The organism is Methylobacterium guangdongense (assembly GCF_038442355.1).
Lineage (GTDB): Bacteria > Pseudomonadota > Alphaproteobacteria > Rhizobiales > Beijerinckiaceae > Methylobacterium > Methylobacterium guangdongense.
Window position 1 is genome coordinate 94,191 of sequence record NZ_JBBXMX010000017.1, and the last position, 16,046, is coordinate 110,236.

At 67.0% G+C, this 16,046-nt stretch carries 24 protein-coding genes; 5 read left to right on the plus strand and 19 right to left on the minus strand.

Annotation, left to right across the window (positions count from 1 at the left end; translation table 11 throughout):
* Positions 1-97: 97 nt before the first annotated feature.
* The 4 genes from AAHG09_RS24795 to rpsM all read right to left on the minus strand — a co-directional run bounded on the left by AAHG09_RS24795 (position 98) and on the right by rpsM (position 3,060).
* Positions 98-1,117: a DNA-directed RNA polymerase subunit alpha gene (locus AAHG09_RS24795; protein WP_010686165.1), complete on the minus strand. Its 1,020-nt coding sequence runs from the start codon at positions 1,115-1,117 to the stop codon at positions 98-100.
* A 108-nt stretch (positions 1,118-1,225) separates the two neighbouring features.
* Positions 1,226-2,098 carry an MBL fold metallo-hydrolase gene (locus AAHG09_RS24800; protein ID WP_342110180.1) on the minus strand — a complete coding sequence of 291 codons (873 nt, stop codon included), beginning with the start codon at positions 2,096-2,098 and terminating at the stop codon, positions 1,226-1,228.
* A 34-nt stretch (positions 2,099-2,132) separates the two neighbouring features.
* Entirely contained in the window at positions 2,133-2,522 is a 390-nt protein-coding gene (rpsK, locus tag AAHG09_RS24805) for a 30S ribosomal protein S11 (RefSeq protein ID WP_010686167.1), read from the minus strand.
* A 169-nt stretch (positions 2,523-2,691) separates the two neighbouring features.
* Positions 2,692-3,060, minus strand: coding sequence for a 30S ribosomal protein S13 (gene rpsM / locus AAHG09_RS24810; RefSeq protein ID WP_010686168.1), 369 nt, complete (start codon positions 3,058-3,060; stop codon positions 2,692-2,694).
* 250 nt (positions 3,061-3,310) lie between these two features.
* Here rpsM and AAHG09_RS24815 point away from each other — a divergent pair, with 250 nt between their 5' ends.
* On the plus strand, positions 3,311-3,667 hold the full coding sequence (locus AAHG09_RS24815; RefSeq protein ID WP_342110181.1) for a hypothetical protein: 357 nt from the start codon (positions 3,311-3,313) through the stop codon (positions 3,665-3,667).
* Positions 3,668-3,749: 82 nt separating this feature from the next.
* On the opposite strand, the gene AAHG09_RS24820 is transcribed toward AAHG09_RS24815, so the two are convergent.
* The 15 genes from AAHG09_RS24820 to AAHG09_RS24890 form a co-directional block, all read right to left on the minus strand.
* Positions 3,750-3,980 carry a hypothetical protein gene (locus tag AAHG09_RS24820; RefSeq protein ID WP_342110182.1) on the minus strand — a complete coding sequence of 77 codons (231 nt, stop codon included), beginning with the start codon at positions 3,978-3,980 and terminating at the stop codon, positions 3,750-3,752.
* A gap of 93 nt (positions 3,981-4,073) precedes the next feature.
* Positions 4,074-4,676 (minus strand): adenylate kinase, encoded by a 603-nt coding sequence (locus tag AAHG09_RS24825; RefSeq protein ID WP_342110183.1) that lies wholly within the window; start codon positions 4,674-4,676, stop codon positions 4,074-4,076.
* A gap of 168 nt (positions 4,677-4,844) precedes the next feature.
* Positions 4,845-6,191, minus strand: a complete 1,347-nt coding sequence (gene secY / locus AAHG09_RS24830) for a preprotein translocase subunit SecY (RefSeq protein ID WP_342110184.1) — start codon at positions 6,189-6,191, stop codon at positions 4,845-4,847.
* Between the two features lie 145 nt (positions 6,192-6,336).
* Positions 6,337-6,840 (minus strand): 50S ribosomal protein L15, encoded by a 504-nt coding sequence (gene rplO / locus AAHG09_RS24835; RefSeq protein ID WP_342110185.1) that lies wholly within the window; start codon positions 6,838-6,840, stop codon positions 6,337-6,339.
* A 10-nt stretch (positions 6,841-6,850) separates the two neighbouring features.
* Positions 6,851-7,042, minus strand: a complete 192-nt coding sequence (rpmD, locus tag AAHG09_RS24840; protein ID WP_020096280.1) for a 50S ribosomal protein L30 — start codon at positions 7,040-7,042, stop codon at positions 6,851-6,853.
* 12 nt (positions 7,043-7,054) lie between these two features.
* The gene (rpsE, locus tag AAHG09_RS24845; protein ID WP_012319173.1) at positions 7,055-7,642 is read right to left on the minus strand and encodes a 30S ribosomal protein S5; all 588 of its coding nucleotides are present in this window, start codon (positions 7,640-7,642) and stop codon (positions 7,055-7,057) included.
* 156 nt (positions 7,643-7,798) lie between these two features.
* Positions 7,799-8,161 (minus strand): 50S ribosomal protein L18, encoded by a 363-nt coding sequence (rplR, locus tag AAHG09_RS24850; protein WP_020096279.1) that lies wholly within the window; start codon positions 8,159-8,161, stop codon positions 7,799-7,801.
* Between the two features lie 10 nt (positions 8,162-8,171).
* The gene (rplF, locus tag AAHG09_RS24855) at positions 8,172-8,705 is read right to left on the minus strand and encodes a 50S ribosomal protein L6 (RefSeq protein WP_342110186.1); all 534 of its coding nucleotides are present in this window, start codon (positions 8,703-8,705) and stop codon (positions 8,172-8,174) included.
* A 22-nt stretch (positions 8,706-8,727) separates the two neighbouring features.
* Complete coding sequence (gene rpsH, locus AAHG09_RS24860; protein WP_091715665.1) at positions 8,728-9,123, minus strand: 30S ribosomal protein S8; 396 nt, start codon at positions 9,121-9,123, stop codon at positions 8,728-8,730.
* Between the two features lie 10 nt (positions 9,124-9,133).
* Positions 9,134-9,439, minus strand: coding sequence for a 30S ribosomal protein S14 (gene rpsN / locus AAHG09_RS24865; protein ID WP_010686179.1), 306 nt, complete (start codon positions 9,437-9,439; stop codon positions 9,134-9,136).
* Positions 9,440-9,479: 40 nt separating this feature from the next.
* On the minus strand, positions 9,480-10,046 hold the full coding sequence (gene rplE, locus AAHG09_RS24870) for a 50S ribosomal protein L5 (RefSeq protein ID WP_331289774.1): 567 nt from the start codon (positions 10,044-10,046) through the stop codon (positions 9,480-9,482).
* Positions 10,039-10,353 carry a 50S ribosomal protein L24 gene (gene rplX / locus AAHG09_RS24875; protein ID WP_244041696.1) on the minus strand — a complete coding sequence of 105 codons (315 nt, stop codon included), beginning with the start codon at positions 10,351-10,353 and terminating at the stop codon, positions 10,039-10,041. Before rplX ends, rplE begins: the two co-directional genes overlap by 8 nt.
* Positions 10,353-10,721 (minus strand): 50S ribosomal protein L14, encoded by a 369-nt coding sequence (gene rplN / locus AAHG09_RS24880; RefSeq protein WP_342110187.1) that lies wholly within the window; start codon positions 10,719-10,721, stop codon positions 10,353-10,355. Before rplN ends, rplX begins: the two co-directional genes overlap by 1 nt.
* Positions 10,722-11,303: 582 nt before the next feature.
* Complete coding sequence (locus AAHG09_RS24885) at positions 11,304-11,681, minus strand: hypothetical protein (RefSeq protein WP_342110188.1); 378 nt, start codon at positions 11,679-11,681, stop codon at positions 11,304-11,306.
* Positions 11,682-11,827: 146 nt separating this feature from the next.
* Entirely contained in the window at positions 11,828-12,013 is a 186-nt protein-coding gene (locus tag AAHG09_RS24890) for a hypothetical protein (RefSeq protein WP_342110189.1), read from the minus strand.
* Between the two features lie 795 nt (positions 12,014-12,808).
* Between AAHG09_RS24890 and rpsL the strand changes: the two genes are divergently transcribed.
* The 4 genes from rpsL to AAHG09_RS24910 all read left to right on the plus strand — a co-directional run.
* Positions 12,809-13,180, plus strand: coding sequence for a 30S ribosomal protein S12 (gene rpsL / locus AAHG09_RS24895; RefSeq protein ID WP_007557568.1), 372 nt, complete (start codon positions 12,809-12,811; stop codon positions 13,178-13,180).
* A gap of 103 nt (positions 13,181-13,283) precedes the next feature.
* Positions 13,284-13,754 (plus strand): 30S ribosomal protein S7, encoded by a 471-nt coding sequence (rpsG, locus tag AAHG09_RS24900; protein ID WP_007557567.1) that lies wholly within the window; start codon positions 13,284-13,286, stop codon positions 13,752-13,754.
* 30 nt (positions 13,755-13,784) lie between these two features.
* A complete protein-coding gene (gene fusA / locus AAHG09_RS24905; protein ID WP_342110190.1) occupies positions 13,785-15,860 on the plus strand; it encodes an elongation factor G in 2,076 nt (691 codons plus the stop codon).
* 59 nt (positions 15,861-15,919) lie between these two features.
* The coding region (locus AAHG09_RS24910) for a GTP-binding protein (protein WP_342107789.1) at positions 15,920-16,046 on the plus strand (127 nt) is incomplete at its 3' end.

The window sequence follows — 16,046 nt, forward strand, 5'->3', positions numbered from 1 at the left end:
GGGCTCCAGAAGGCGCTGCGAACCCTGGAGGCCTCCTTCGAGGCCTCCGCTACGCTCCGGCACCTCAGGATAAGGGCGGAGCGTGGGAACGAGCGGCTTAGTAATGTTCCTCGAAGCGCTTGGCGAGATCCTCGATGTTCTCCGGCGGCCAGCCGGGGATATCCATGCCGAGGTGCAGGCCCATGCCGGCGAGCACTTCCTTGATCTCGTTGAGCGACTTGCGGCCGAAGTTCGGGGTCCGCAGCATCTCGCCCTCGGACTTCTGGATCAGGTCGCCGATGTAGACGATGTTGTCGTTCTTCAGGCAGTTCGCCGAACGGACCGACAGCTCCAGCTCGTCCACCTTCTTGAGCAGCGCCGGGTTGAAGGGCAGCTGCGGCGCGAGCGGAGCGGCCTCTTCCTTGCGCGGATCCTCGAAGTTCACGAAGACCTGCAGCTGGTCCTGGATGATGCGCGCCGCGTAGGCGAGCGCATCCTCCGGCGAGACCGCGCCGTTGGTCTCGACCGTCATGGTCAGCTTGTCCTTGTCGAGATCCTGGCCCTCGCGGGTGGTCTCGACGCGGTAGCTGACCTTGGTGACCGGCGAGAACAGCGAGTCGACCGGGATCAGGCCGATCGGGGCATCCTCGGGGCGGTTGCGCTCGGCCGGGACGTAGCCCTTGCCGGTGGCGACCGTGAATTCCATCCGGATCTCGGCGCCGTCGTCCAGCGTGCAGATCACGAGGTCGGGGTTCAGGATCTGGATGTCGCCGACCGTGCCGATATCACCGGCGGTGACGAGGCCCGGGCCGGTCTTGCGCAGGGTCATGCGCTTCGGCGCGTCCGTCTGCGAGCGGATCGCGATGGTCTTGATGTTGAGGACGATGTCGGTGACGTCCTCGCGCACGCCCGGGATCGACGAGAACTCGTGCAGCACGCCGTCGATCTGCACCGAGGTCACGGCCGCGCCCTGGAGCGAGGACAGGAGCACCCGGCGCAGGGCGTTGCCCAGCGTCGTGCCGAAGCCGCGCTCAAGCGGCTCGGCGACGACGGTGGCGACCCGCTTCGGGTCGTCGCCGGTCGTGACCTGCAGCTTGTTCGGCTTGATCAGTTCCTGCCAATTCTTCTGAATGACCACGATCCTACCTCTCGACCTTGCCCGGGATCCGCGACGCCCGTTCCCGCGCTTCGGCCGTCCGGCGCAGCCCCCTGGCGCCCCGAACGGTCCCTGAATGTCTGTCCGCCGTTACTCGCCGCCGACCCAGAGGGCCGGTACGAAGCTGTAGCCCGCCCCGTCCCGATCCACGTAGCCCAGCGCCGGGAATTCGAGATGGGCACCGGCGATGAAGCTCCGCTCGTTCGCCACCTCGTCCATGATCTTCTTGCGCGTCTCCCGCGCTTGGTCGCCGTCGACATCGAAGCCGACGCCGGCCTCAGGGTTCTTGAACTGGATCGCCGGCAGGTGCACCACGTCGGTCCACATCAGCAGCGACTGTCCACCGGAGACGATGCGGAAACCGCAATGGCCCGGCGTATGGCCGGGCAGGTGGACCGCCGTGATCCCCGGAAGCACCTCACCGCCGCGGTGCTCGCGCATCCGCTTGGCGTAGGGCGCCACCGCCTTGCGGGCGCCCTCGAAATACGGCTTGGCCGCATCCGGAGCGCGGGATAGCGCCTCGTCCGGCAGCCAATGGGCCGCCTCATCGGCGTGGACCACGATCTCGGCGTTCGGGTACCGCGCCGCGCCGTCCTTCACGAGCCCGCCGACATGATCGGGATGCAGGTGCGTGACGAGAACGGTCTCGATCTCCTCCGGCTTGACACCTGTGACCGCGAGCGCGGCTCCGGCCCGGCCGAGGGTCGGCGCGGGAGCCAGATCGCCGTAGCCCGTGTCGATCAGGGTCGGCTTGAGGCCGGGTCCCGTGATCAGGAAGGCGTTCAGCGTGATCTTCGGCTGCTCGGTGCGGAAACCGGCCAGCTGAAGCCGCCCGGCCTCCTCCTTGGAGATGCCCGTGACCAGATCGAGGCTCGCTTGAAACCAGCCGTCGTTGAGCGCGGTGACCGTGAGGTCGCCGAGGTTCCAACGCAGCACGCCCGGAAGCGGCTTCGATCCCGTCATAAGCTTCTCCGTCAAAGGACTTCGCAGGTTCCGATTAGACGCGGCGGCGCTTGCGCGGCCGGCAGCCGTTGTGCGGGATCGAGGTGACGTCGCGGATCGAGGTCACCGTGAAGCCGGCAGCCTGGAGGGCGCGGAGCGCCGACTCACGGCCCGAACCCGGACCCGACACCTCGACCTCGAGGGTGCGCATGCCGTGCTCGGCGGCCTTGCGGCCGGCATCCTCGGCGGCGACCTGGGCGGCGTAGGGGGTCGACTTCCGCGAACCCTTGAAGCCCATCGCGCCGGCGGACGACCACGAGATCGTGTTGCCCTGCGCGTCCGTAATGGTGATCATCGTGTTGTTGAACGACGCGTTCACGTGGGCGACGCCCGACACGATGTTCTTGCGTTCGCGGCGGCGGACGCGTTGCGGTTCCTTGGCCATTCTGGTCTCGCTCTTCCTTCAAACACGCCCGTAACACCAGGCGCTCGGGATTCGTTTGGAACTTGGCCGGCGTGTCCGTGCAGGATCGTCGTGCCAAAGCCGGGCCCCGCGCGGGGCACCCGGCGCGACGGAGAGGAGGCCGAGCAAAGCACGGCCTCCCAACCCCAAATTACTTCTTCTTGCCGGCGATCGGCTTCGCCTTGCCCTTGCGGGTACGGGCGTTGGTGTGGGTGCGCTGGCCGCGGACCGGCAGCTGCTTGCGGTGGCGCAGGCCACGATAGGCGCCGAGATCCATCAGGCGCTTGATGTTCATCGAGACTTCGCGGCGCAGGTCGCCCTCGACGAGGTAGTCGCGGTCGATCGTCTCGCGGATCGAGAGAACCTCGGCGTCGGTCAGCTGGTTGACCCGGCGCTCGGCGGGGATGTTCACCTTCTGGGTGATCTCCTCGGCCTTCTTGGCGCCGATGCCGTGGATGTACTGGAGCGCGATGACGACGCGCTTGTTGGTCGGGATGTTGACGCCTGCGATACGGGCCACGATCACTCTCCATATGGGGCCCGGGGAACCGGGCCTGTCGTGTGCGCGTCCGGTGGAGGCCGGCCCCTGCGCACGTGAAACGACGACGCGGCCCGCGGGCGACCCTGGACAGGGTACCTCGGACCATCGTTCGGTTGGACGAAGGTGGGCCTGCTAGCGCGCGAACGCGCCGATGTCAACGACAGGATACCTGTCCTTTGCGCCGCCATGCATCCTGCGCGGACCCGAGGCGGACACGAGAGGAGTCGAGATGTCACTGCTGACCAGCGATGGCGCCACGCTGCGGGCTTTCGCCGATGGTGTCCTGCGTGCGGCCGTGGAGACCCTTGAGGAGGTCATTCCCGTCACCTTGGCGGTGATCGGCGGCGTGCTCGCCGAGGCCGAACCAGGATCCGTGGCCCTCCAGGAAGAGGATGACGGGCCGGGCCTGCTGTGGGCGACCTTCGTGGGGCGGCGGATGGTGTTCCGCTACAATGCGAGGACGGCGATGATCGAGTTGCGCGACGGTACCATGGAGGGCTATCCGTTGCGCCTGTTCGGCCACCGCTCGCTCCAGATGGACGTCGTCAACTTCTTCGGCAGCCTGCGCCGGGAAGGACGGGTCTGATAGACGTGCGGACGAGGCCGAGCGGCGATCCCGGCCCCGGTGCCCGTCCTGGTGGACGCGTCTGCGTCCTGGGGGCGTGCGCCTAGCGGAAACCCTGGTTCTGCAGCCGGCAGTAGCCCCCGGTGTTCCGGTAGCCCGCCGGACAGCGCCGAACGCAGGTGCCCGCCGCGAATTTCAGCGGGGGGCGACAGGCATGGCGGAACCGCTTCTGCCGGTACGCGAAGGATTGGGCCGGGCTTTGCGCCATGGCCGGCAGGGGCGGGATGGCCACCGCAAGCAGGAGGGTCGCGGTGGCGAGGTGGCGGAGCGTCATAGCGTTTCCCAGTGCGGATCCGCCTCTTAACCCCTCGACCGGACGAATGTTTCAGATCCGCCCGATCACCGATGGTTCAATGCGCGGCGTGAATCAGGAAACGACCGCTTCCGCGTGCGGCTCCAGCACCGCCATCAGGTCGGCCGTCACCTTGTCGATCGGCTGCATGCCGTCGACGGTCTGCAGCATGCCCTTCTCGGCGTAGTAGGCCGAGAGCGGCGCCGTCTGGGCGCGGTAGGCCTCCAGGCGCTGCTTGAACACCTCCGGCGTATCATCCTTCCGCACGGCCTGACCGCGGGCCAGGGTCTCGGCCGCGCGATTGGCGATCCGGCCGACCAGCGCGGCCTCGTCCACCTTCAGCTCGATGACGGCCGACAGCTTGAGGCCCTTGCCGGTCAGCATCTCGTTGAGCGCTTCCGCCTGCGCGACCGTGCGTGGGAAGCCGTCGAGGATGAAGCCGCGGCGGGCATCCGACTCCTCGATCCGATCGGCCACGATGCCGACGACGATCCGGTCCGAGACGAGGCCGCCCGATTCCATCACGGCCTTGGCTTCCAGCCCGACCGGGGTGCCGGCGGCGACGGCGGCGCGCAGCATGTCGCCGGTGGAAAGCTGCGGGATGCCGAAGCGCTGGACGATCCGCTCGGATTGCGTCCCCTTCCCCGCGCCGGGCGGCCCGAGCAGAATGATGCGCATGGCGTAGTCCTCGTTCGGCCCACTCCCTGTGGGCACAAGCCGCGGTGGCGAAGCCTCCCTGGCATCGCCGGTTTCGGGGGGGTTCTAGCGGGTCGCGGGCGCGGAGGCACCCGGACCTTAGGCGCAAAGGCGGAAGACGCTAGGCGTTATCCGCCCTCTGTATCAGTCTCAGCGCCGGCGCTGCGTCGTCGAGGCGCCGCGCAGCTTGGCCTTCTTCACAAGGCCCTCGTACTGATGCGCCATCAGGTGCCCGTGGATCTGCGCCACCGTATCCATCGTGACCGAGACCACGATGAGCAGCGAGGTGCCGCCGAAGCCGAGGCTCGCCGCCGCGTAGGACGACAGGATTTCCGGGAACAGGCACACCACGGTCAGGTACAGGGCGCCGATCACCGTGATGCGGGTCAGCACCTTGTCGATGAACGCGGCGGTACGCTCGCCGGGCCGGATGCCCGGGATGAAGCCGCCATGCTTCTTCAGGTTGTCGGCGGTCTCCTGCGGGTTGAAGACCACCGCGGTGTAGAAGAACGTGAAGAAGATGATCAGCGCCGCGTAGAGCACCATGAACAGCGGCGTGCCGTGGCCGAGATAGGCCGTGATCGTGCCGAGCCAGCCGGTGGCACCGCCGTTGGCCGAGAAGCTCGCGGCGGTGGCCGGCAGCAACAGGAGCGAGGAGGCGAAGATTGGCGGAATCACGCCCGAAGTGTTGAGCTTGAGCGGCAGGAACGAGGTCTGGCCCTCGTACATGCGGTTGCCGACCTGGCGCTTCGGGTAGTTGATCAGGAGACGGCGCTGGGCGCGCTCCATGAACACGATGAAGTAGACCAGCGCCACAGCGGCCACTGCCACGCCCAGGATGATGGCGGGCGAGAGCGCACCGGTGCGGCCGAGTTCGAGCGCGCCCGCGATCGCCACCGGCAGGTGGGCGACGATGCCGGCGAAGATGATCAGCGACGAGCCGTTGCCGATGCCGCGCGAGGTGATCTGCTCGCCGAGCCACATCAGGAACAGGGTGCCGCCGGTGAGCGTGATCACCGTCGAGGCCAGGAAGAACGGGCCCGGATCGATCGCCGCCGAGGAGCTCTGGAGGCCGATGGCGATACCCCAGGACTGGACCAGCGCCAGTACCACCGTCAGGTAGCGGGTGTACTGGTTGATGACCTTGCGGCCGGACTCGCCTTCCTTCTTCAGCGCCTCCAGGCTCGGGATCACCGAGGTCAGGAGCTGCACGATGATCGAAGCCGAGATGTAGGGCATTATGTTCAGGGCAAAGATCGCCATGCGCTCGACGGCGCCGCCCGAGAACATGTTGAACAGGCCCAGCACGCCGCCCGACTGCTGCTGGAAATTGCGGGCGAACTGCTCCGGATCGATACCGGGGATCGGGATGTAGGTGCCCAGCCGGAACACCACGAGCGCGCCGAGGGTAAACCAGATGCGCTTCTTCAGCTCATCGGCCTTGGCGATCGCACCGAAGTTGAGGTTGGCGGCAAGCTGCTCGGCGGCTGAGGCCATAAGCGTCGCGTCCTGGACATGTCGCCGGGCGGTCGAGCCCGGATGAAACGAAAAACGGCGGCCCGCGTGGTCGCAGGGCCGCCGCTCGAAGGATCGGCTTAAAGGGTGCGCCGGGCCCGTGCAACGGGTCCCGGGGTCGCCCCCGTCAGGCCGAGGCCGCCTCGCTGCCGCCACGGGTGGAGGCACCCTGGGCGTAAACGGTCGTGACCGAGCCGCCGGCCTTCTCGACCGCCTCGACGGCGGACTTGGAGGCGCGGGTGACCTCGAAGCTGAGCTTCGCGGTCAGCTCGCCGACGCCGAGCAGCTTCACGCCGTCGCGGGGACGGGCGATAATGCCGGCCTCGACCAGGCTCTGCACCGTCACGGTAGCGGCCTTGTCGAGCTTGCCCGCGTCGACCGCCTCCTGGATCCGGCCGAGGTTCACCTCGTTCAGGTCCTGGGCGTAGAGGTTGTTGAAGCCGCGCTTCGGCAGGCGACGATGGAGCGGCATCTGACCGCCCTCGAAGCCCTTGATGGACACGCCGGTCCGGGCCTTCTGACCCTTCACGCCGCGACCCGCGGTCTTGCCCTTGCCGGAGCCGATGCCCCGGCCCACGCGCATCCGGTCCTTGGTGGCGCCGGGATTGTCGCTGATCTGATTGAGCTTCATCGGGACCTCCTCACGCCACGTCGCCGTGGACGCGCACGAGGTGCGCAACCTTGCGGATCATGCCGCGCACGGAGGGGGTATCCTCCAGCTCGGACACGCGGTGGAGCTTGTTGAGCTTGAGGCCGATCAGCGTCTGGCGCTGGCTGGCCTCGCGGCGGATCGGCGAGCCAATCTGCTCGATGCGGACGGTCTTCTGTGCCATCGGACCCTCCCCTTACGCGACCGCGGCTTCGGACTGGTCGGCCGGATCGGCATCGCGGCGACGCGACTGGAGCGTCGACACCTTGATGCCGCGGCGGGCCGCCACGGAGCGCGGGCTGTCCTCGTTCTTGAGCGCCTCGAAGGTGGCGCGCACGAGGTTGTAGGGGTTCGACGAACCCAGCGACTTGGCGACGACGTCCTGCATGCCGAGCGTCTCAAACACGGCGCGCATCGGGCCGCCGGCGATGATGCCGGTGCCCTGCGGGGCCGCGCGGAGAATCACCTTGCCGGCGCCGTGGCGGCCGTTGACGTCGTGGTGCAGGGTCCGGCCCTCGCGGAGCGAGACGCGGATCAGGCCGCGCTTGGCGGCCTCGGTCGCCTTGCGGATCGCCTCCGGCACCTCACGGGCCTTGCCGTGGCCGAAGCCGACGCGGCCCTTCTGGTCGCCGACGACGACGAGGGCCGCGAAGCCGAAGCGACGGCCGCCCTTCACCACCTTGGCGACGCGGTTGATGTGGACGAGCTTGTCCACGAACTCGCTGTCGCGCTCCTCGCGATCCTCGCGGCGGCCGCGGCCCCCGCCTTCACGTTCACGTGCCATGTTGATATCCGTTCATCTCACTGGCGCGGGCGGCGGGCCCGCTCGCTCGATTGTGTGTCGAATGCCGGACATGCTTGGCACGTCCGGCCCGCCGTCGTTCAAGGGTTCCAATCAGGTTCGCCGCCGGCAGAGGCGCCGACGGCGAGTCCCCAAAAATCAGAACTCCAGGCCACCCTCGCGGGCGGCCTCGGCCACGGCCGCGACACGGCCGTGATAGATGTAGCCGGAGCGGTCGAAGATCACCTTCGTGACGCCCGCGGCCTTGGCGCGCTCGGCGACCAGCTTGCCCACCGCCTTGGCGGCGGCGACGTCGGCGCCGGTCTTGAGTTCGCCCTTGAGGGCCTTGTCGATCGACGAGGCCGAGGCCAGCGTCTTGCCGGCGACGTCGTCGATGACCTGCACGTAGATCTGCTTCGACGAGCGGAACACCGAGAGCCGCGGGCGGCCGTTGGCGGCGGCCCGCAGCGCGCGGCGGACGCGCGCCTTGCGGCGATCGAGGGCTTCGAGCTTGCGAGACATGATGCCCTCCTTACTTCTTCTTGCCTTCCTTGCGGAAGATGAACTCGCCCGCGTACTTCACGCCCTTGCCCTTGTAGGGCTCGGGTCCGCGGTAGTCGCGGATCTCGGCGGCGACCTGACCGACCTGCTGGCGGTTGATCCCGGAGATCGTGATCTCGGTGGGCTTCGGGGTTGCGATCGTGATCCCGGCGGGGATCTCGTACTCGATGTCGTGGCTGTAGCCGAGCGACAGCTTCAGGGCCTTGCCGGCCATCGCAGCGCGGTAACCGACGCCGGTGATCTCGAGCTTCTTCTCGAAGCCCTTCGACACACCCTCGACGATGTTGGCGATCTGCGCCCGCGACGTGCCCCACAGGGAGCGCGCCGGCTTGGACTGGTTGACGGGCTGCACCTCGATGGCGCCGTCCTTCATGGCCACGTTGACGAGGGACGGAACGACGAACGACAGCTCGCCCTTCGACCCCTTCATCTTCACCGTCTGACCGGTGACCGTGGCGGTAACGCCGGCCGGCACGGGGACCGGCTTCTTGCCTACGCGAGACATGGGATAACCTCCTCCGTCCCGATCAGAACACGGTGCAGAGCACTTCACCGCCGACGTTGCGCTCGCGCGCCTCGTGGTCGGCCATGACGCCCTGCGGGGTGGAGACGATGGTGACGCCGAGGCCGTCGGCCACGTGCGGCAGCTCGCCGACCGACGAGTAGACCCGGCGGCCCGGCTTCGACACGCGCTTGATCTCGCGGATCACGGGGCGCCCGTCGTAGTACTTGAGCTCGATCGCGAACTCGGTGCGGCCGTTGCCGAGGTCGGTCGCCGCGTAGTCGCGGATGTAGCCCTCGGCCTTCAGCACGTTCAGGACGCTGGCGCGCAGGCGCGAGCCGGGAGTCTGAACGACGTTGCGACGGCGCAGCTGGCCGTTGCGGATGCGGGTGAGCATGTCGCCCACGGGATCATTGACCATGGGGACCTCCTTACCAGCTCGACTTGACGAGGCCGGGGATCAGCCCCCGGTTGCCAAGCTCGCGCAAAGCCACGCGCGAGATGCCCATCTTGCGGTAGTAGGCGCGCGGGCGGCCGGTCATGCCGCAGCGATTGCGGATGCGGGTGGCCGACGAGTTGCGCGGCAGTTCCGCGAGCTTGAGGCGCGCCTCGAAGCGCTCCTCCATCTCGAGGGCGTCGTTGTTGGCGATCTCGAGGAGCGCCTTCCGCTTGGCCGCGAAGCGCTTCACCAGCGCCTTGCGGGCCTCGTTCTTCTCGACTGAGCTTTTCTTCGACATGTGGTCTATCTCCGGTGTCCGCGTCTGAAGCCTGAGGGCTTCACTGCCGGAACGGGAACTTGAAGGCGGCGAGCAGGGCCTTGGCCTCGGCATCGGTCTTGGCGGTGGTCGCCACGACGATGTCCATGCCCCAGGTCTGCTCGGCCTTGTCGTAGGAGATCTCCGGGAACACGAGGTGTTCCTTGAGACCCAGCGCATAGTTGCCGCGGCCGTCGAACGAGCGCGGGTTCAGGCCGCGGAAGTCACGCACGCGCGGCAGCGCGATGGTGATCAGCCGGTCCATGAACTCGTACATGCGCTGCTTGCGCAGCGTCACCTTGCAGCCGATCGGCATGCCCTCGCGAACCTTGAAGGTCGCGATGGCCTTGCGGGCCTTGGTGATGACCGGCTTCTGGCCGGCGATGAGGGCGAGGTCGCCCGCGGCCACGGAGGCCTTCTTGGAGTCCGCAGTGGACTCGCCGACGCCCATGTTGATCACGATCTTCGTGATCTGCGGCACTTCCATGGGGTTCTTGTAGCCGAACTCTTCGATCAGCTTCTGACGAACCACCTCGTCGTAGTGCTTGCGCAGGCGCGGGGTGTAGGCGTTCTTGTCGGCCTCAGCCATCGATCTGATCCCCCGTGGTCTTGGCGAACCGGACCTTGCGCCCGTCTTCGAGGATGCGGAAACCCACGCGGGTCGGCTTGCCGTTGGCATCCGCGACCGCGATGTTCGAGAGTTGGATGGCGGCCTCCTTGGAGATGATGCCGCCCTCCTGGTTCTGCGTCTGCTTCTGGTGCTTCTTGACCAGGTTGACGCCGCGCACGAAAGCCCGGCCTTCCTTCGGCAGAACCTGAATCACCTCGCCGGAGCGACCCGAGTCGCGACCGGTGAGCACGACGACGGTGTCGCCCTTCTTGATCTTGGCGGCCATTACAGCACCTCCGGAGCCAGGGAGATGATCTTCATGTGGTTGCGGGCGCGGAGCTCGCGCGGAACCGGTCCGAAGATACGGGTGCCGATCGGCTCCTTCTGATTGTTGATCAGAACCGCGGCGTTCTTGTCGAAGCGGATGACCGAACCGTCGGCACGCTTCACTTCCTTGGCGGTGCGGACAACGACCGCCTTCATGACGTCGCCCTTCTTGACGCGACCGCGCGGGATCGCCTCCTTGACGGAGACGACGATGACATCGCCCACGCCGGCATACTTGCGCTTCGACCCGCCAAGAACCTTGATGCACATAACGCGGCGTGCACCCGAGTTGTCGGCGACGTCCAGATTCGTCTGCATCTGGATCACGTGCGTGACTCCTTGCTTCAGGCGGGTTTCCGCACGCGGGCGGTATTGCCCGGCGGACGACGCCTGATGGGGACCTGACGTCCCCGGCTCATGTGTTCGACCGCGCTAGCGGTGTCATGGACACCGGCGCGGTCACCGCGTTCACAGGGTGCAAGCACCCATCGAATGTTTCGCGAAGGCCGGGCGGATACTACGGGTGGGCTCGGAAGGCAAGCCGAGCGGCTGGATTTTCCGCGCCACGGCTCGGAACGCCGGCCATGTTCCGGGCGCGTGCAGCGTCGGCGCAATCCAGCCCATCACATCGCGTGGCGTCGATCTGGATCACCTTGGGCCGCTGGCGCGGCGCTCGTCGTGCTGACTCTCAGGTTCGGGTCCGCCGACGCACCACCCGTCCAGGAAAGGGACCCGCGCTCGCGACGAGCGCGGCCTTCGATTCTCCACCGAACACCACACTGTCCGATGGAGCGATGCCCGAACCACGCCCGAGAGTTCGGCGAGGAACCGGCCACGGCGGAGCGACCAAACGAAAAGGGCCGGTGCACAGATCTGCGCACCGGCCCACAACGCACAAGAGGGACAGAGTCAGGCGGGCTGGCCGCCCGATTCGAACAGGAAGCCGTCGAGGCTCGGGATCGTCACCGCGGTCCCGCAGGCCGGCTTCGACAGGCGCCAGGGCCGCTCGCCCCGGGCGCGGATCGCCTCGGAGGGGCGCAGGCGGCGCATCGTGCCGTCCTCCCGCATCTCCTCGATGGCGAGGAAACCGTAGACCTGCAGGCGCGAGGCCGTGAGCTTGGTCGCGCGATCCTCGGCGGCCAGGACCATGCTGCCGGTGGCGTAGACCGCATCCAGCAGGGAGCGCTGCTCGCTGCGGCGGCGATCGCGCGCCTCCCGCTCGCCCGGCGCCTGGGCGGGAACGGGCCGCCGGAACGGAACGACGTTGCTGACCGCGACGCAACCCATACGCATACCCTCGACGCGAACTCGGGGGCGGTCCGGCCGCCCGTTGATCGCGACACTTCGACGGTTTACTTTAAACTTCCGTAGACCATGGCGGCGCGCCCCTGCCCCGATCCGGTACGCCGGTAGTTACGCGAGCCCGCCGCGTCTCAACCGGGAGGTCCGCCGAATCCCCTGCCCGCCGCAATCGCCAGCCGATCGAGCGCGAGGCAGGGCGCGACGCAGACTGCGCCGACGGACAGGAAGATCTCGACCGGGTCGACCATGGTGCGGTTGTTCACCCGCGCTGCCACGAAGGACGGGTCCCGCACGCCGATCACGGGGGCCGGCGACATGTCCGGGGTCCGCGCAGTCTCCTGATTGTTGAAGGACGCCGCCACGACCTGAAGAGCCCGTGGCAGGACGACGGTGACGGCAGAGCCCGGATCGGTGTAGCGCCAAGGGCGACGGCCGCATGTCGTGCGCAGGGACCCATGCGCATGCGAGGAGAAACGATGACCGATCGCGGGAATCGGGTGAGCGGTGGTCCTGAAAGATCTCCCCGTCGCCGTCTGGCGAGCGCCGATAAGGATCATCGGGCCCTATCAAAGACAACAGTTCAGCTCTCCGCTCGCCGGGGGTGCGAGAGCTCAGCATGCTGAGCGGACCAGCACTCGTTCTGTGGAGCTCTTTCTGTACCCGACGCGATGATTCGCGAAATCCTGGGCGGTCCGCAGGGCCCGGGGTTGACCCGGGCGGCGACCGTGATCGATCATCCGGAATACGGAGGGAGTCATCGCGCGTGTCCGCGCCTTGACCGAACTTTAACCTCCGGTGCGGCGCAGATTTCTGCCGCGAATGCATTGACCTCGCGGGCAACCGCGTCTAGAAGCGCGCCACTTCGGACGGCCACCGGCTGCCGACGGCCCCCTCGGACATGCTCCGGACGCCGCCGCAAACGCCCCGCGCGCTCCGAGGAATCAAATCGCCTGACGCTGTAAGTCAGATCCGTAGGTACGAGCGCGTTCGTTTTTGAGCGTGCTCCTCTGCCCGCACCGCGCCGAGGGGCTCTGACCAGCCCTCCGGCGCATATTCGTATTGCGGACTGCTCTTCGCGGTCCGGACTAGGTGACCGAGGAAGAGGGCACAGGATGCCGACGATCAACCAGCTGATCGCCCAGCCGCGGAAGATCCAGCGGAGCCGCAACAAGGTTCCGGCGCTCGACGCTTGCCCGCAGAAGCGCGGCGTCTGCACCCGCGTCTACACGACGACCCCGAAGAAGCCGAACTCGGCGCTCCGTAAGGTCGCCAAGGTGCGGCTCACCAACGGCTTCGAGGTGATCGGCTACATCCCGGGCGAGGGCCACAACCTTCAGGAGCACTCCGTGGTGATGATCCGCGGCGGCCGCGTGAAGGACCTTCCGGGCGTGCGCTACCACATCCTGCGCGGCGTGCTCGACACGCAGGGCGTGAAGAACCGCAAGCAGCGCCGTTCGAAGTACGGCGCCAAGCGTCCGAAGTAAGTTTTTCGGGCGCTCACGTTTCCACTGCCTGACAAGGATGTCGCCGGCGAAAGCTCAAGGCGGCCTGCGTCAGGTGCTTAAAACCTGATTTTCGAGAGCTACAATGTCCCGTCGTCACTCTGCCGAGAAGCGCGAGATCATCCCGGACCCGAAGTACGGGGATGTCGTCCTGACGAAGTTCATGAATTCCATCATGTATGAGGGCAAGAAGTCGACCGCCGAGCGGATCGTCTACGGCGCCTTCGACATCGTCGAGAACCGCGCCCGGGCCAACCCGATCGAGGTGTTCCGCGCCGCCCTCGACAACGTCGCGCCGATGATCGAAGTCCGCTCCCGCCGCGTCGGCGGCGCGACCTATCAGGTCCCCGTCGAGGTGCGCACCGAGCGTCGTCAGGCGCTGGCGATCCGCTGGCTGATCCAGGCCGCCCGCTCGCGCAACGACCGCACCATGATCGAGCGCCTCTCCGCCGAGCTGCTCGACGCCGCCAACAACCGCGGCAACGCCGTCAAGAAGCGGGAAGACACGCACCGGATGGCGGAAGCCAACCGCGCCTTCTCGCACTACCGCTGGTAAGCGGTTCCGCCGTCTCTCAGGAGCAATCCGATGCCCCGCACGCACGCGATCGAGGACTACCGCAACTTCGGCATCATGGCCCACATCGATGCCGGCAAGACCACGACCACGGAGCGGATTCTCTACTACACCGGAAAGTCCCATAAGATCGGCGAGGTCCATGAGGGCGCCGCCACCATGGACTGGATGGAACAGGAGCAGGAGCGCGGCATCACGATCACGTCCGCCGCGACGACGTGCTTCTGGCGCGACAAGCGCCTGAACATCATCGACACCCCCGGCCACGTGGACTTCACCATCGAGGTGGAGCGCTCGCTCCGCGTGCTCGACGGCGCCGTGTGCGTGCTCGACGGCAACCAGGGCGTCGAGCCGCAGACCGAGACCGTGTGGCGCCAGGCCGACAAGTACGACGTGCCGCGCGTCGTGTTCGTCAACAAGATGGACAAGATCGGCGCCGACTTCTTCAAGTGCGTCGCCGATATCATCGACCGCGTCGCCGGCAAGCCCGTGTGCCTGCAGCTGCCGATCGGTGCCGAGTCCAACTTCCAGGGCGTGATCGACCTCATCAAGATGAAGGCGATCGTCTGGTCGGGCGAGGCGCTGGGCGCCAACTACAACGAGGTCCAGATTCCGGCCGACCTGAAGGACCAGGCGGTCGAGTATCGGACCAAGCTGGTCGAGGCCTGCGTCGAGCTCGACGACGACGCCATGTCCGCCTACCTCGACGGCACCGAGCCGGACGAGGACGCCATGCGCAAGCTCGTGCGCAAGGCCGTGCAGCTGCGCGCCTTCCACCCGGTGCTCTGCGGTTCGGCGTTCAAGAACAAGGGCGTGCAGCCCCTGCTCGACGCCGTCGTGGATTACCTGCCCTCCCCCGCCGACCGCGGCGAGATCAAGGGCCTCGACTTCAAGACCGAGGAAGAGACCGTCCGTCACCCGACGGATTCGGATCCCTTCTCCATGCTCGCCTTCAAGATCATGGACGATCCCCACGTCGGCACGATCACGTTCTGCCGCGTGTATTCGGGCAAGGTCGATTCCGGCGCCAACGTGCTGAACTCGTCGCGCGACAAGAAGGAGCGCGTCGGCCGCATGCTGCTGATGCATGCGAACAACCGCGAGGACATCAAGGAGGCCTTCGCCGGCGACATCGTCGCCCTGGCCGGTCTCAAGGATACCCGTACGGGCGATACCCTCTGCGATCCGCAGAAGGCCGTGATCCTCGAGAAGATGGAGTTCCCGGAGCCGGTCATCGAGATCGCCGTCGAGCCGAAGTCGAAGGCCGACCAGGAGAAGCTCGGTATCGCCCTCGCCAAGCTCGCCGCGGAGGATCCGTCCTTCCGCGTGTCGACCGATCAGGAATCCGGCCAGACCATCCTCAAGGGGATGGGCGAGCTCCACCTGGACATCAAGGTCGACATCCTGCGCCGCACCTACAAGGTCGACGCGAATATCGGCCAGCCGCAGGTCGCCTACCGCGAGAAGCTGACCCGCCGTCAGGAGATTGACTACACGCACAAGAAGCAGACCGGCGGTACCGGTCAGTTCGCCCGCGTGAAGTTCGTGGTCGAGCCGAACGAGCCGGGCGCCGGCTTCGCGTTCGAGTCGAAAATCGTCGGCGGCGCGGTGCCGAAGGAGTACATCCCGGGTGTCGAGAAGGGCCTCAACTCGGTCCTCGGCGCCGGCGTGCTCGCCGGGTTCCCGGTGGTCGACGTGAAGGTCGAGCTGATCGACGGCGCCTACCACGACGTCGACTCCTCGGCGCTCGCCTTCGAGATCGCGTCCCGCGCGGCCTTCCGTGAGGCCCTGCAGAAGGGTGGCTCGGTTCTGCTCGAGCCGGTGATGAAGGTCGAGGTCGTCTCGCCGGAAGAGTACACCGGCTCGGTCATCGGTGACCTGAATTCCCGCCGTGGCCAGATCCAGGGTCAGGACATGCGGGGCAACGCCAACGTCATCAACGCGATGGTGCCGCTGGCCAACATGTTCGGCTACGTGAACCAGCTGCGCTCCTTCTCTCAGGGCCGCGCGAACTTCACGATGCAGTTCGATCACTACGAAGAGGTGCCGCGCGGCGAGGCCGACAAGGTCATCGCCAAGTACGCCTGAGGCTTCGGCCTCAAGGCATCTCTTCTTCCGCAACGCGAATTCGAATCTAGGAGGCTCTGATGGGCAAGGAAAAGTTCTCCCGCACCAAGCCGCACTGCAACATCGGGACGATCGGCCACGTTGATCACGGCAAGACGTCGCTGACGGCGGCGATCACGAAGGTGCTGGCGGAGTCGGGCGGCGCGA

What these genes read in the sequence shown, in the direction of transcription:
- AAHG09_RS24800 (WP_342110180.1), bottom strand. Translation starts at nt 2,098, where the DNA reads ATGACGGGATCGAAGCCGCTTCCGGGCGTGCTGCGTTGGAACCTCGGC.
- rpsK (WP_010686167.1), bottom strand. Translation starts at nt 2,522, where the DNA reads ATGGCCAAGGAACCGCAACGCGTCCGCCGCCGCGAACGCAAGAACATC.
- AAHG09_RS24815 (WP_342110181.1), top strand. Translation starts at nt 3,311, where the DNA reads ATGTCACTGCTGACCAGCGATGGCGCCACGCTGCGGGCTTTCGCCGAT.
- AAHG09_RS24820 (WP_342110182.1), bottom strand. Translation starts at nt 3,980, where the DNA reads ATGACGCTCCGCCACCTCGCCACCGCGACCCTCCTGCTTGCGGTGGCC.
- AAHG09_RS24825 (WP_342110183.1), bottom strand. Translation starts at nt 4,676, where the DNA reads ATGCGCATCATTCTGCTCGGGCCGCCCGGCGCGGGGAAGGGGACGCAA.
- secY (WP_342110184.1), bottom strand. Translation starts at nt 6,191, where the DNA reads ATGGCCTCAGCCGCCGAGCAGCTTGCCGCCAACCTCAACTTCGGTGCG.
- rplO (WP_342110185.1), bottom strand. Translation starts at nt 6,840, where the DNA reads ATGAAGCTCAATCAGATCAGCGACAATCCCGGCGCCACCAAGGACCGG.
- rpmD (WP_020096280.1), bottom strand. Translation starts at nt 7,042, where the DNA reads ATGGCACAGAAGACCGTCCGCATCGAGCAGATTGGCTCGCCGATCCGC.
- rpsE (WP_012319173.1), bottom strand. Translation starts at nt 7,642, where the DNA reads ATGGCACGTGAACGTGAAGGCGGGGGCCGCGGCCGCCGCGAGGATCGC.
- rplR (WP_020096279.1), bottom strand. Translation starts at nt 8,161, where the DNA reads ATGTCTCGCAAGCTCGAAGCCCTCGATCGCCGCAAGGCGCGCGTCCGC.
- rplF (WP_342110186.1), bottom strand. Translation starts at nt 8,705, where the DNA reads ATGTCTCGCGTAGGCAAGAAGCCGGTCCCCGTGCCGGCCGGCGTTACC.
- rpsH (WP_091715665.1), bottom strand. Translation starts at nt 9,123, where the DNA reads ATGGTCAATGATCCCGTGGGCGACATGCTCACCCGCATCCGCAACGGC.
- rpsN (WP_010686179.1), bottom strand. Translation starts at nt 9,439, where the DNA reads ATGTCGAAGAAAAGCTCAGTCGAGAAGAACGAGGCCCGCAAGGCGCTG.
- rplE (WP_331289774.1), bottom strand. Translation starts at nt 10,046, where the DNA reads ATGGCTGAGGCCGACAAGAACGCCTACACCCCGCGCCTGCGCAAGCAC.
- rplX (WP_244041696.1), bottom strand. Translation starts at nt 10,353, where the DNA reads ATGGCCGCCAAGATCAAGAAGGGCGACACCGTCGTCGTGCTCACCGGT.
- AAHG09_RS24885 (WP_342110188.1), bottom strand. Translation starts at nt 11,681, where the DNA reads ATGGGTTGCGTCGCGGTCAGCAACGTCGTTCCGTTCCGGCGGCCCGTT.
- AAHG09_RS24890 (WP_342110189.1), bottom strand. Translation starts at nt 12,013, where the DNA reads ATGTCGCCGGCCCCCGTGATCGGCGTGCGGGACCCGTCCTTCGTGGCA.
- rpsL (WP_007557568.1), top strand. Translation starts at nt 12,809, where the DNA reads ATGCCGACGATCAACCAGCTGATCGCCCAGCCGCGGAAGATCCAGCGG.
- rpsG (WP_007557567.1), top strand. Translation starts at nt 13,284, where the DNA reads ATGTCCCGTCGTCACTCTGCCGAGAAGCGCGAGATCATCCCGGACCCG.
- fusA (WP_342110190.1), top strand. Translation starts at nt 13,785, where the DNA reads ATGCCCCGCACGCACGCGATCGAGGACTACCGCAACTTCGGCATCATG.